The sequence below is a fragment of the Streptomyces sp. NBC_01260 genome (assembly GCF_036226405.1).
Lineage (GTDB): Bacteria > Actinomycetota > Actinomycetes > Streptomycetales > Streptomycetaceae > Streptomyces > Streptomyces laculatispora.
Window position 1 is genome coordinate 5,815,505 of record NZ_CP108464.1, and the last position, 12,778, is coordinate 5,828,282.

The following is a 12,778-nucleotide window of genomic DNA, read 5'->3' on the forward strand; positions in this document are numbered from 1 at the left end:
GGGCCCCGCCCCGGACCCCGCGCCTCGCACACGGGCGGGGCCGGGTGCGGGCCCAGGCTAGGCTGCCCCGTAACGGATCACCGAGACTGAGGAGCACCCCATGGCAGGAGAACCGCAGCCCGACTGCCTGTTCTGCAAGATCGTCTCGGGTGAGATCCCGGCCACCATCATCCGGGAGACCGACACCACCGTCGCCTTCCGCGACATCAACCCCCAGGCCCCCACCCACGTGCTCGTCATCCCGCGCCTCCACCACCCGGACGCCGCGTCCCTCGCCGCCGCCGAACCGCAGGTCCTCGCGGACATCGTGCGCGAGACCGGAGAGGTCGCCGCCGACGAGAAGATCACCGGCACCGGCTACCGGGTCGTGTTCAACACCGGCGCCGGGGCCGGGCAGACCGTCTTCCACGCGCACGCGCACGTCCTGGGCGGCCGCGGCCTCCAGTGGCCGCCCGGCTAGGGCGGCCGCACACCGTGTCGTCACGTGAACTCGTCGTCCTCGGCACCGCCAGCCAGGTCCCGACCCGGCATCGCAACCACAACGGCTACCTGCTGCGCTGGGACGGCGAGGGCATCCTCTTCGATCCCGGCGAGGGCACCCAGCGCCAGATGCTGCGGGCCGGCGTCGCCGCGCACGACATCAACCGGATCTGCGTCACGCACTTCCACGGCGACCACTCGCTCGGCCTGGCCGGGGTGATCCAGCGGATCAACCTCGACCAGGTCCCGCACCCCGTCGCCGCGCACTACCCGGCGAGCGGGCAGCACTTCTTCGACCGGCTGCGGTACGCGACCGCCTACCGCGAGTCCGTCGAGCTGACCGAGGCCCCGGTCGCCGCCGACGGGCCGCTGGCCACCACGGACGCGTACACGCTCAGCGCCCACAAGCTCTCGCACCCCGTCGAGTCGTACGGCTACCGCCTCGTCGAACCCGACGGGCGCCGCATGCTGCCCGCCAGGCTCGCCGAGCACTCCATCGCGGGACCCGACATCGGCCGGATGCAACGCGAGGGCGCGATCGGCGGTGTCACGCTCGACGACGTCTCCGAGCACAGGCGCGGACAGCGGTTCGCGTTCATCATGGACACCAGGCTCTGCGACGGCGTGCACGCGCTCGCCGAGGGATGCGACATGCTGGTCATCGAGTCGACCTTCCTCGACGAGGACGAACGGCTGGCCACCGAGCACGGCCATCTGACCGCCGGACAAGCGGCCCGGGTGGCGCGCGAAGCGGGCGTACGGCATCTCGTGCTCACGCACTTCTCGCAGCGCTACCCGGACCCCGGGGCCTTCGAGACCCAGGCGCGGGCCGCCGGGTTCGAGGGCGAACTGACCGTAGCCCAGGACCTGATCCGGGTCCCTGTACCCACTCGTCACCAGTAACAGCACCACCTGCGTAAGCGAGAAACCGTGCACCTCCCCAAAGCCGAACTCCACCTCCACATCGAAGGAACCCTCGAACCCGAGCTGGCCTTCGCGCTCGCCGCACGCAACGGCGTGCACCTCCCGTACGCGGACACCGAGGCGCTGCGCACCGCCTATCTCTTCGACGATCTGCAGACCTTCCTCGACCTGTACTACGCGCTGATGGCGGTACTGCGGACCGAGGACGACTTCGCCGACCTCGCCGACGCCTACCTCGCCCGCGCAGCCGCCCAGGGCGTGCGGCACGCCGAGATCTTCTTCGACCCGCAGGCGCACACCGCCCGCGGCGTCCCGATCGGCACGGTCGTCGAGGGACTCGGCCGGGCACTGGAGCGCAGCGAGGAGAAGCATGGCGTCTCCACCCAGCTGATCATGTGCTTCCTGCGCGACCTGTCCGCCGAATCGGCACTGGAGACCCTGGAGGCCGCGAAGCCGCATCTGCACCGGATCAGTGCCGTCGGCCTGGACTCCGCCGAGGTCGGCCACCCGCCCGCCAAGTTCCGCGAGGTGTACGCCGCGGCCGAGGCGCTCGGACTGCGCAAGGTCGCCCACGCGGGCGAGGAGGGGCCGCCCGCCTACATCCGGGAGGCGCTCGACGTGCTCGGCGTGGAGCGCATCGACCACGGGCTGCGCTGCATGGAGGACCCGGAGCTGGTGAAACGGCTGGCCGCCGACCGGGTACCGCTCACCCTCTGCCCGCTGTCCAACGTACGGCTGCGGGCCATCGACACCCTGGAGGAGCACCCGCTGCGGGCCATGATGGACGCCGGGCTGCTCTGCACGGTGAACTCCGACGACCCCGCCTACTTCGGCGGGTACGTCGGGGACACCTTCCACGCCGTCCACGAAGCCCTCGGCCTGGAGCGCGAACAACTGCGCACCCTGGCCCGCAACTCCTTCGAGGCGGCCTTCCTCGACCACGACGAGGAGCGCCGGGCGCGCTACCTGTCGGAGGTCGAGGCGTACGCGTTCGACTGACCGCCCCCGCCGGCCGGGCCGGCCGTCCGGAACGCACTCCTGACCAGGCGCCTGCGGCGCAGCTCGGGCAGGCTGAGCTCCGTGACGGCCTGCTCGGGCGCACCGAGCCTGGGCACGGCGCCGGGCACCGCGCCGGTGGTGACCGCGAGCAGGGCCGCCGGAGCACCGCCCCTGCGGCGCACCGATCCCGGCACCAGCGGGCGGCCACCGGTGTGCAGGGCGACGGCCGTCACCGGGACCGCGACCAGCAGGGTCATGGCGCCCAGGATCAGCCCCATCACCCGGTAGCCGGACTCCTCGGACAGCACGCTGCCCAGCAGCGGCCCGCAGGCCACGCCGACGGACGAGGCGGAGCCGGCGAGGACCGCCCAGCGGCCGCGTACGTCCAGTGACGCGGCCAGACCGATCAGATACGACAGGACCACCGGGTAGAAGGTGTTCCACATGATCTCGCCGGTCGCGAACGAGCCGAGGTCGCTCGCCGACGAGCTGAGCACGATGCTCGCCGCGATGATCACGGTGCCGAGCCCGATCGGCACCGCCCGCCCCAGCCGTGCGCCCAGCACCCCGGCGCCCATCACGCCGAGCAGACCGGCGCCGAGCGCGGCGGCGAAGACCGCTCCTATGCTGACCTCGGAGAGCCCCACCTGCACCACACCGATGCGGCTGCTGACACCCCACAGCGCGTTCTGTGCCATCGACCAGACGAGCATGCCGCCCGCCAGCACCAGACCGGAGCGGCGGTGCGGCAGCCGCCCGGAGGCGGGGACGGCGGGGCCGGCCGGCACCGCGCCGCCCAGCCGTGAGGTGGCGGGCCAGACGAGGAGCGCGACCAGGGCGATCGAGGCGAACGGCAGCCGGTGGCCGCCGCCCAGGTGAGGGATCGTCAGATAGAGGACGCCCGCGGTCGCGGAGACGCTGAGCAGCCCCAGGGACGAGGTCCGGTGCGGATCGCGCTGGGCGGCGATGCCCGCCGCGGCGACCGCGGTCGCCGTACCGGAGCCGAAGCCGCCGACCATCACGCCCATGACCACCAGTGGCACGGAACCGGCCAGCGCCGCGCAGCCGTAGCCCAGCGAGGCCAGGGCCAGCCCGATCCGCGCGGGTCTCTGCGGCCCGTACGTCTCGACCCGGCCCGCCAGGCAGAACCCGGCGGACGCCGAGCTCAGCAGCAGAGCACTGCCGACCAGACCGCCCTGGGCCGCGCTGAGACCCAGATAGACGGAGAGCCTCCCCACGATGGTGGGGAGCAGATAAGAGGCGAGGTAACCGGCGGTGAACACGGCAACCAGCGGCCACGCGGCGCGAGGGCGCGAGGACATGGGCGTTCCTGAAGACATGCCAGAGGAGGCGGAGAAGACAGCGAGGGGGTAAGGCAGAAATGCGGAAAATATGAGGAAGTCGACGCACTCGCCGGAAACTGCCCCCAACGGTGCTCGCGGGCCAATTTGTATCAAGCGCTCCCGGCTGACCGAAAGTCGCCTCGCTGTGATCTGGCTCACTTATGCGTTTGCCGTACTTCTATGCGGGTAACAGCGCATGTTTATGCAGGTCAGACTCTGTGTGCACAGACGCGGCGCGGGCCCCCCGGACGGGGGAGTGAATCGGGCACACTGGCCGGAACTGCCACGATCGGGGAGTGCAAGGTGAGCACTGGGATTCCTGGAATCGACCCACTGGACGGACTGCGCGCGCCGCAGGACCCGGACTGCGACGTCTTCCTCACCGGCACGGTCTTCCTCGACATCATCTTCACCGGCCTGGACAGCGCCCCCGTGCGCGGCACCGAGTCCTGGGCGCGCGGCATGGGCTCCAGCCCCGGCGGGGTCGCCAACATGGCCACCGCACTGGCCCGGCTCGGCCTGCACACCTCACTGGCCGCGGCCTTCGGCGACGACCACTACGGCGAGTACTGCTGGGACGCGCTGGAGCAGGGCGAGGGCATCGACCTCTCCATGTCGCACACCGTCCGCGGCTGGCACTCCCCGGTGACCGCCTCCATGGCGTACGAGGGCGAGCGGACGATGGTCTCGCACGGCCACGAGGCCCCGCCGCCGGCCGCACCGGGGCGCGCCGCCACCGCCTTCCCGCAGTGCCCGCCCCGGGCCCGCGCCGCCGTCGCCTCGCTCGTCCCGGGCCGCAGCGAGCCGTGGGTGGCCGCGGCGGCCCGCCGCGGCGCCATGGTCTTCGCCGACGTCGGCTGGGACGAGACCGGCCGCTGGGACCTGGCGGGCCTGACCGACCTGGCGCACTGCCAGGCGTTCCTCCCCAACGCGCAGGAGGCCATGCGCTACACCCGCACCGACTGCCCCCGCGCCGCGGCGCACGCACTCGCCGAACACGTACCGCTCGCCGTCGTCACCCTCGGCGCCGAGGGCGCCTACGCGGTCGACGCGGCCACCGGGACCGCCGCCGAGGTCCCCGCGATCGACGTCGAGGCGCTCGACCCGACCGGTGCCGGTGACGTCTTCGTCGCCGGCTTCGTCACCGGCACCCTGGCCAACTGGCCGCTCGCCGACCGGCTCGCCTTCGCCGGACTCACCGCCGCCCTCTCGGTCCAGGAGTTCGGCGGCTCGCTGTCGGCCCCCGGCTGGGCGGAGATCGCCGCCTGGTGGCAGGAGGTCCGCACCTGCGCCGACCAGGACCCGGCGGCGCTCCAGCGCTACGCGTTCCTCCAGGACCTGCTCCCGTCGGCGGCCCGCCACTGGCCGCTGCGCAGGGCCGTCCCGACGATCGGCTTCCGTCCGTGACCTGTCCGGCCGCTTTCCGCCCGCGAAAACCTCTCGGCGTTGTCGGTAGGGAGTCGTACGCTTGGTACTCCAGAGGTTGTCGAGCAGCGAGAACCCTGCAACGGGAGGTATGTGCAGGCCCGAGGGCCGGCCCATGACTCAGACACCAACACAGCGGCAGGCGCGTGCCCACATCAGGATTCCGGCCGCACACCCCATGGTGATGCTCCTGGGATCGGGCGACTCGCTGCTGCGCGTGATCGAAGCGGCGTTCCCGGAAGCCGACATCCACGTCCGGGGCAATGAGATAAGCGCGACGGGTAACACGGCGGAAATCGCCCTGATCCAGCGCCTGTTCGACGAGATGGTGCTGGTGCTCCGCACCGGTCAGCCGATGACGGAGGACGCTGTGGAACGTTCGATCGCGATGCTCAGGGCCAGTGACGACGGCCAGGCGGACGGCACGGAGACCCCGGCCGAGGTGCTCACCCAGAACATCCTCTCCAGCCGCGGCCGCACGATCCGCCCCAAGACGCTCAACCAGAAGCGGTACGTCGACGCGATCGACAAGCACACGATCGTCTTCGGCATCGGCCCCGCCGGTACCGGCAAGACCTACCTGGCCATGGCCAAGGCCGTTCAGGCCCTGCAGTCCAAGCAGGTCAGCCGGATCATCCTGACCCGCCCGGCGGTCGAGGCCGGCGAGCGGCTCGGCTTCCTGCCCGGCACGCTCTTCGACAAGATCGATCCCTACCTGCGCCCGCTCTACGACGCGCTGCACGACATGCTCGACCCCGACTCGATCCCGCGGCTGATGGCGGCGGGGACGATCGAGGTGGCGCCGCTGGCCTACATGCGTGGCAGGACCTTGAACGACGCCTTCATCATCCTGGACGAGGCGCAGAACACCAGCGCCGAGCAGATGAAGATGTTCCTGACCCGGCTCGGCTTCGACTCGAAGATCGTCGTCACCGGTGACGTCACCCAGGTCGACCTGCCGAACGGGACCAAGAGCGGTCTGCGCCAGGTGCAGGACATCCTGGAGGGCATCGACGACGTGCACTTCTCCCGGCTCACGTCCCAGGATGTCGTCCGGCACAAGCTGGTCGGCCGTATCGTCGACGCGTACGAGAAGTACGACAGCCAAGGCGAACAGGACGGCCCGGCCGGCAAGGGTCGGGGCCGCCACAACGGGAAGCAGTAGCAGCGCACCATGTCGATCGACGTCAACAACGAGTCCGGAACCGAGGTCGACGAGCAGGCGATCCTCGACATCGCCCGCTACGCACTGGCTCGGATGCGGATCCACCCGCTCTCCGAGCTCTCGGTGATCGTGGTGGACACCGATGCCATGGAGCAGCTCCACATCCAGTGGATGGATCTGACGGGTCCGACGGATGTCATGTCCTTCCCGATGGACGAACTGCGTCCGCCGGCCAAGGACGACGAGGAGCCCCCGCAGGGACTCCTCGGTGACATCGTGCTCTGCCCGGAGGTCGCCAAGAAGCAGGGCGAGGACGCCGAGACGCAGCACTCCATGGACGAGGAGCTCCAGCTCCTGACCGTCCACGGGGTGCTGCACCTGCTCGGCTACGACCACGAGGAGCCGGACGAGAAGGCCGAGATGTTCGGCCTCCAGGCGGCGATCGTGGACGGCTGGCGCGGTGAGCGCGGTATGACCGGCCCGTCGCCCGCCCCGACCGTCTCGTGAGCCTGCCCCTCGTCTTCGGGGTCGTCGTACTGGTCGTCGTCGGCTGGCTGGCGGCGTGTGCCGAGGCAGGTATCGCGCGTACGTCGAGCTTCCGGGCCGCCGAGGCGGTCCGCTCGGGCCGTCGCGGCGGCGACAAGCTGGAACAGGTCGCGGCCGATCCGACGCGCTATCTCAATGTCGCCCTGCTGGTGCGGGTCGCCTGCGAGATGTCGGCCGGGGTACTGGTCACGTACGCCTGTCTGAAGGAACTGCCGGAGACCTGGGAGGCGCTGGCCGTCGCCATGGGGGTGATGGTCCTGGTCTCCTATGTCGCCATCGGGGTCTCGCCACGCACCATCGGCCGGCAGCACCCGCTGAACACGGCCACGGCGGCGGCGTACGTCCTGCTGCCGCTGGCCAGGATCATGGGGCCCATCCCGCAACTGCTGATCCTCATCGGCAACGCGCTGACGCCGGGCAAGGGGTTCCGCAAGGGGCCGTTCGCCAGTGAGGCCGAACTGCGGGCGATGGTCGACCTCGCCGAGCAGGAGTCGCTGATCGAGGACGAGGAGCGCCGCATGGTGCACTCCGTCTTCGAACTGGGCGACACACTCGTGCGCGAGGTGATGGTGCCGCGCACCGACCTGGTCTGCATCGAGCGCTACAAGACGATCCGGCAGGCGCTCACCCTCGCGCTGCGCTCCGGTTTCTCGCGCATCCCGGTCACCGGGGAGAACGAGGACGACATCGTCGGGATCGTCTATCTCAAGGACCTGGTCCGCAAGACGCACATCAACCGGGAGTCGGAGGCCGATCTGGTCTCCACGGCGATGCGTCCCGCGGCGTTCGTGCCCGACACGAAGAACGCCGGTGACCTGCTGCGCGAGATGCAGCAGGACCGCAGCCACGTCGCGGTCGTCATCGACGAGTACGGCGGTACGGCGGGCATCGTCACCATCGAGGACATCCTGGAGGAGATCGTCGGCGAGATCACCGACGAGTACGACCGCGAACTCCCGCCGGTCCAGGAGCTGGAGAACGGCTGCTTCCGGGTCACCGCGCGCCTGGACATCGGGGACCTCGGCGACCTGTTCGGCCTCGACGAGTACGACGACGAGGACGTGGAGACGGTCGGCGGGCTGCTCGCGAAGGCGCTGGGCCGGGTCCCGATCGCCGGCGCCTCCTCGGAGGTAGAACTGCCCGACGGGCGACGGCTGCGGCTGACCGCGGAGTCCCCGGCGGGCCGCCGGAACAAGATCGTCACGGTACTGGTGGAGCCGGTGGCTCCGCCGGAGGAGGCGGCGGCATGACTCCGAAGGAGCTGAGGGCGTTCTGCCTGGGGTTCAACGCGAGCGCCGAGGAGTTCCCGTTCGGGCCGGAGGCGTCCGTCTTCAAGGTGCTGGGCAAGATGTTCGCGCTGAGCTCCCTGGACGCGCGGCCGCTGAAGGTGAACCTCAAGTGCGACCCCGACGACGCGGTGCGGCTCCGGGAGGAGCACGAGGCCGTGGCGCCGGGGTGGCACATGAACAAGCGGCACTGGAACACGGTGACCGTGTCCGGGCTGCCGGACGGAAGAGTGCGTGAGCTGATCGAGGACAGCTACGACCTGGTGGTGGCGGGGCTGCCGCGGGCGGAGCGCCTGCGGCTGGACCGGGCGTAGCGCCCGCTGGGCCCCGCGGGGCCCAGCTCCGCCGCAGCCCCGCGGCCACCACTCCCGCGGCGACGATCAGCAGCCCGGCGGCCACCGCCACCGCGATCCGGACCCCGTCGAACAGGGAGGCCTGCGTGGTCGCCACCACGCCGAGCAGCGGGATGCCGATCGTGAGGCCCACCTGCTGGGTCGTGGTGACCAGACCCGTCGCCAGACCCTGCTCCTCGTTCGGCACGCCCGAGGTGACGGTCAGCCCGTACGCGATGATCGCGCCCAGGTGGCACATGCTGGCCAGCGAGACCGCGACGGTCGCCAGCCAGATGCCGGAGTCCGTGTCGAGGCCCAGCAGCGCCGCGAAGAACAGGCCCTGGCCCAGCAGTGAGACGGACAGGGTCCGCCGGGCACCGATCCGGCCGATCACCTTCGGGGCGTACACCCCGGCCACGACCGAGGCAACGCCCTGCACGCCGAAGACCAGCCCGGTCCCGAAGGCCGACAGGTCCAGCACCTCCTGCAGATACAGGGTCAGGACGAAGACGACGGTGGTCATCATCGAGAAGGTGAGCAGCCCGCCCAGATTGCCGAAGGCCACCGTGCGGCGGCGGAGCATCGGCAGCGAGACCAGCGGGGCCGGCGCACGCGACTCGACCACCGCGAACGCGATGAGCAGGGCGGCCCCGGCGACCAGGGACACCTGCACGTCCGGGCGCCCGAATCCGTGCTCGGCCGCCGTGGAGAGGGCGTAGACCAGCGCGAGGAGCCCGCCGGTGACCGTCGCCGCACCCGGTACGTCGAGCCGCACCCGGTCGGGCGTACGGGACTCGGTGAGCAGCGCGGGGGCCGTCGCGAGGACCGCCACCGCGGCCACCGTCAGCAGCCCCATCGTGGAGCGCCAGCCCAGGGTGTCGGTGAGGGTCCCGCCGGCCACCATGCCGACGGTGATGCCGAGGGAGAGCAGCGTGCCGCTGATGCCGAGCGCACGGTCGCGCAGCGGCCCCTCCGGGAAGGTGGTGGTGAGCAGGGACATCCCGGTCGGCACGATCACCGCGGCGCCGAGCCCCTGGAGCGCCCGCCCGGTCAGGAACGCGGCCGGGTTCCAGGCGAGGGTGGCCAGCAGCGAGGCGGCCCCGAAGACGGCGAGGCCGGTGAGGAACATCCGGCGGCGGCCGTAGAGGTCGGCGATCCGGCCGAAGAGGAGCAGGAACCCGCCGGACGGCAGCGCGAACGCGGTGATCGCCCACTGCAGACCGGACCGGCTGAGGCCCAGGTCGTCGCCGAGGACGGGCAGCGCCACGTTCAGTACGGAGAAGTCGAGCGACACCATGAACTGGGCGGCGCACAGGACGAGGAGCACCAGCCGGGCCCGGCCGGTGAGCCGGTCCGGGGCGGGGGGTGCGGGAGGGGTGACAGCTGTGTGAGCGGGGGAGTGGATCGCCATGCCCATGAGCTTGCGGCCGCAGGAATATTCGTGGGGAGCGGGCTGCGCCGTGAGGAGGTCGCCGTCCTCGCCGGGGTGGGCGTCTCCTGGTACCAGTGGCTGGAGCAGGGCCGGGACATCACCGTGTCCCCGCAGGTGCTGGACTCCGTGGCCCGGGTGCTGCGGCTCAGCAGCGCCGAACGGCGTCACCTCTACGTGCTCGCCGGGCTCAACCCGCCCGCCCCGGAGGTCGATCCGGCCAACGTGGACATGTGCGCGGGGCTGCAGCGGCTGCTCGACAGCTGGATGCCGTACCCGGCGCACATCATGGACGCGTACTGGAACATCATCCTGTACAACAACGCGGCCTCGATGGTGTGGGGGATGGGGCCGGACCGGCCGCAGAACTGCGTGATCGCCTTCTTCACCGATCCGGTCCACCGCGGCCGGGAGCAGGACTGGCGGGAGACCGCGGCCGGAGTCGTCGCCCAGTTCCGGGCCGCCTGCTCCGAATGCCCCGACGACGACGGCTTCCGGGCGATCGTGGCCGAGGCGAAGGAGCGCAGTCCCGAGTTCGCCGAGCTCTGGGAGCGGCGGGACGTCGCGCCCGGCGGGCAGATGCGCAAGGAGCTGACGCATCCGGCGGTGGGCAAGCCGGTCGTGGAGGCCACCCAGTTGCGCATCCCGGCCCGCCCGGACCTGGCGATCGTGCTGCACAACCCGTGGCCGGAGACCGGCACGGAGGAGAAGCTCCGCTGGCTGGCCTCGCCCGAGGGGCGGCGGGGTTCGATGCGTCAGGTCCGGGGATGAGGGGGCCGGGCGCCCGCGTGCCGCGCCGGTCCGCAGGCTTCGTATGCTCGGCACATGACCGATAGCACCGACCTCGGCGCCGAGGACCGCAAGATCGTCACGCTGGCGCGCAGCGCCCGCGCCCGCAACGGTGTGCCGGAGGGCGCGGCCGTAAGGGACGAGACCGGACGTACGTATGTGGCGGGCACGGTGCAGCTGGAGTCGCTGCGCCTCAGCGCGTTGCGGACGGCCGTCGCCATGGCCGTGGCGAGCGGCGCCACCTCGCTGGAGGCGGCCGCGATCGTCTCCGAGGCCGAGACCCCTTCGGACGAGGACCGTGCCGCTGTCCGGGACCTGGGAGGGGCGGACACCCCGGTGCTGCTCGCCGGTCCGGACGGGGTTCTGCGGCTCAGTGTGACGGCGGGCTGACCTCCGCAGGACCGGCTCATCGGGTGCGAACGTCCCGCGTCCCATCGGTGCGGGGCGTTCGCACCTGGTGTGCGGGAAACATGGATCTTGACATCATCTGATGGCCCATCAGTCGGTGCATTTCGATCCCATTGACTTCTTTTCGGCCGGAGTCATCAATGGCCCCCTGCCGGCGCGGAAGAGCCGCTGCGCCGCAATTCCGCAGGAGGGGGCTCCATGAGTCCAGCCATTCGAAGATCCGACAGCCGGGGAACGCGGCGCCGAGGCCGCCGCTGGGCCGCCGCGCTGAGTGTGGGCGCGCTCGTCGTCGCCGGGGGAGGACTGCTCGCCGGGCCCGCCCAGGCCATGGCGGCGGCGTCCGTGGCGGTGGACTTCCCGACCCACTGCATCCCGCCCGCGATCGCCGGGATCCCGCCGATCGACGGGACGACGTCGGCGCAGATCAGTGTCGACAACGCGGCCCCGAAGGTCGGCGACACGGTCACGGTGACGTACACCGTCGTCAAGCCGGCCGCGAGCAACCCGGTCGATCTGGCGCTGCCCGCCGACATCATGACGCCGACCGGCAAGGTCACCGTCGCCGGTGCGCAGTCCGCCGGAATCACGGTGGCGGGCCCGAAGAAGAACGCTCCGGTGCCCGGCAAGGGCGCGTTCCCGTCGTTCTCCATGACCGGCACCTTCACGGTCACCGCGCCCGGCGAGATCACCCTCTCGCCCGGCGACTACAACATCCACACCAGCTACATCATGGAGCTGGACACACCCTGCACGGTCACCGATCCGCCCGCGCCCGTCTCCCAGACGATCATCGCGACGGACGGCGGCGGCCAGGTCAACGAGCGTGCCATCCAGCTCGGTACGGCCTCCGGAGCAGCCGGTGACCAGGTCAGCGTGACCGGGTCGAAGTTCACCGCGGGTGCGGCCGTCACCCTCGCCGGCCGGGCCGGGGGCTCCCAGACCGGCGACACGGCGACGGTCACGGCGGACGGATCGGGCGCCTTCACCGGACAGCTGACCGTCACCGACCCGTCGACCACCGGAATCGTCGCCTACGAGGGCGCCGGCTGGGACGCGGCCAAGGGCGCGGGCCCCCAGGCCTACACCGTCACCGGTGGCGGCGGAGAGACACCGGACGGCAGTCAGAAGCTGACCTCGTCCGTCAAGGCGGGCACGCTCTCCATGTCGCAGGCCGGGGACTCCGTCGAACTGTCGGCGGTCGACTTCGGCAAGGGCGGCGCATCCACCGGCGCCCTGCGGACGGTGACCGTCAAGGACTTCCGCGGCGGCCCCGCGGGCTGGTCGCTGACCGGAAAGGTCACCGACTTCCAGGGTCCGGCCGGTGCCACGATCGGCGCCTCCGCGCTCGGCTGGAGCCCGGCCTGCGCGGCGAAGGCCGGCAGCCCGAGCACCTGCGCGGCGGGTTCCGAGGGTTCGGTCGGCAGCGCGGGAGCCACTCTGGCCTCCACGCCGAACGGCGCCTTCACCGGAGGTGAGTTCACCGTCGACGCCCAGCTGTCGCTGGACGTGCCGGCGTACTCCGCCACCGGCGCCTACTCCGGAGTGCTCACGCTCACCCTGACGTGAGCCGGGACCACTGACCCACCGGTGGGCCGGGCGCGCACCCGGCCGGTCCACCCACCCCGCCAACGCGTGCACCCTGGGGGCCCGCA

12 protein-coding genes and 1 pseudogene are annotated in these 12,778 nt (G+C 71.4%); 11 read left to right on the plus strand and 2 right to left on the minus strand.

Features of this window, described 5'->3' with window-relative positions; all coding sequences use genetic code 11:
* Nucleotides 1-100: 100 nt before the first annotated feature.
* Genes OG322_RS25780 through OG322_RS25790 form a run of 3 tightly spaced genes read left to right on the plus strand, consistent with a single transcriptional unit; the run spans nt 101 to nt 2,403 of the window.
* Nucleotides 101-460, plus strand: a complete 360-nt coding sequence (locus OG322_RS25780) for a histidine triad nucleotide-binding protein (RefSeq protein ID WP_123470889.1) — start codon at nt 101-103, stop codon at nt 458-460.
* 14 nt (nt 461-474) lie between these two features.
* Nucleotides 475-1,383 (plus strand): ribonuclease Z, encoded by a 909-nt coding sequence (locus OG322_RS25785; RefSeq protein WP_123471485.1) that lies wholly within the window; start codon nt 475-477, stop codon nt 1,381-1,383.
* Between the two features lie 27 nt (nt 1,384-1,410).
* On the plus strand, nt 1,411-2,403 hold the full coding sequence (locus OG322_RS25790) for an adenosine deaminase (RefSeq protein WP_123470888.1): 993 nt from the start codon (nt 1,411-1,413) through the stop codon (nt 2,401-2,403).
* Here the strand turns inward: OG322_RS25790 and OG322_RS25795 are convergent.
* Nucleotides 2,367-3,725: an MFS transporter gene (locus tag OG322_RS25795; protein ID WP_123470886.1), complete on the minus strand. Its 1,359-nt coding sequence runs from the start codon at nt 3,723-3,725 to the stop codon at nt 2,367-2,369. The two genes, OG322_RS25790 and OG322_RS25795, sit on opposite strands and share 37 nt — an antisense overlap.
* A gap of 324 nt (nt 3,726-4,049) precedes the next feature.
* Between OG322_RS25795 and OG322_RS25800 the strand changes: the two genes are divergently transcribed.
* The 5 genes from OG322_RS25800 to OG322_RS25820 all read left to right on the plus strand — a co-directional run bounded on the left by OG322_RS25800 (nt 4,050) and on the right by OG322_RS25820 (nt 8,482).
* Complete coding sequence (locus tag OG322_RS25800) at nt 4,050-5,153, plus strand: carbohydrate kinase family protein (protein WP_329306995.1); 1,104 nt, start codon at nt 4,050-4,052, stop codon at nt 5,151-5,153.
* 133 nt (nt 5,154-5,286) lie between these two features.
* The gene (locus tag OG322_RS25805) at nt 5,287-6,336 is read left to right on the plus strand and encodes a PhoH family protein (protein WP_123470882.1); all 1,050 of its coding nucleotides are present in this window, start codon (nt 5,287-5,289) and stop codon (nt 6,334-6,336) included.
* Between the two features lie 9 nt (nt 6,337-6,345).
* Nucleotides 6,346-6,843 (plus strand): rRNA maturation RNase YbeY, encoded by a 498-nt coding sequence (gene ybeY, locus OG322_RS25810; RefSeq protein WP_207319655.1) that lies wholly within the window; start codon nt 6,346-6,348, stop codon nt 6,841-6,843.
* Nucleotides 6,840-8,132 carry a hemolysin family protein gene (locus OG322_RS25815; protein ID WP_123470878.1) on the plus strand — a complete coding sequence of 431 codons (1,293 nt, stop codon included), beginning with the start codon at nt 6,840-6,842 and terminating at the stop codon, nt 8,130-8,132. Before ybeY ends, OG322_RS25815 begins: the two co-directional genes overlap by 4 nt.
* A complete protein-coding gene (locus OG322_RS25820) occupies nt 8,129-8,482 on the plus strand; it encodes an MmcQ/YjbR family DNA-binding protein (RefSeq protein WP_123470875.1) in 354 nt (117 codons plus the stop codon). Before OG322_RS25815 ends, OG322_RS25820 begins: the two co-directional genes overlap by 4 nt.
* Nucleotides 8,483-8,507: 25 nt before the next feature.
* Here the strand turns inward: OG322_RS25820 and OG322_RS25825 are convergent.
* Nucleotides 8,508-9,911: pseudogene (locus OG322_RS25825) on the minus strand (MFS transporter); the annotation flags it as partial.
* 30 nt (nt 9,912-9,941) lie between these two features.
* On the opposite strand from OG322_RS25825, the gene OG322_RS25830 reads away from it, so the two are divergent.
* The 3 genes from OG322_RS25830 to OG322_RS25840 all read left to right on the plus strand — a co-directional run bounded on the left by OG322_RS25830 (nt 9,942) and on the right by OG322_RS25840 (nt 12,692).
* Nucleotides 9,942-10,700 carry a helix-turn-helix transcriptional regulator gene (locus OG322_RS25830; protein ID WP_241199960.1) on the plus strand — a complete coding sequence of 253 codons (759 nt, stop codon included), beginning with the start codon at nt 9,942-9,944 and terminating at the stop codon, nt 10,698-10,700.
* Between the two features lie 54 nt (nt 10,701-10,754).
* Nucleotides 10,755-11,108, plus strand: a complete 354-nt coding sequence (locus tag OG322_RS25835) for a cytidine deaminase (RefSeq protein ID WP_123470872.1) — start codon at nt 10,755-10,757, stop codon at nt 11,106-11,108.
* A gap of 216 nt (nt 11,109-11,324) precedes the next feature.
* Nucleotides 11,325-12,692, plus strand: a complete 1,368-nt coding sequence (locus OG322_RS25840) for a beta-xylosidase (protein ID WP_185095710.1) — start codon at nt 11,325-11,327, stop codon at nt 12,690-12,692.
* The last annotated feature ends 86 nt before the right edge of the window (nt 12,693-12,778 follow it).

Excerpts from the sequence above, each read along its gene's own strand:
- OG322_RS25780 (WP_123470889.1), top strand. The coding sequence starts at position 101 with ATGGCAGGAGAACCGCAGCCCGACTGCCTGTTCTGCAAGATCGTCTCG.
- OG322_RS25795 (WP_123470886.1), bottom strand. The coding sequence starts at position 3,725 with ATGTCCTCGCGCCCTCGCGCCGCGTGGCCGCTGGTTGCCGTGTTCACC.
- OG322_RS25805 (WP_123470882.1), top strand. The coding sequence starts at position 5,287 with ATGACTCAGACACCAACACAGCGGCAGGCGCGTGCCCACATCAGGATT.
- ybeY (WP_207319655.1), top strand. The coding sequence starts at position 6,346 with ATGTCGATCGACGTCAACAACGAGTCCGGAACCGAGGTCGACGAGCAG.
- OG322_RS25820 (WP_123470875.1), top strand. The coding sequence starts at position 8,129 with ATGACTCCGAAGGAGCTGAGGGCGTTCTGCCTGGGGTTCAACGCGAGC.
- OG322_RS25835 (WP_123470872.1), top strand. The coding sequence starts at position 10,755 with ATGACCGATAGCACCGACCTCGGCGCCGAGGACCGCAAGATCGTCACG.
- OG322_RS25840 (WP_185095710.1), top strand. The coding sequence starts at position 11,325 with ATGAGTCCAGCCATTCGAAGATCCGACAGCCGGGGAACGCGGCGCCGA.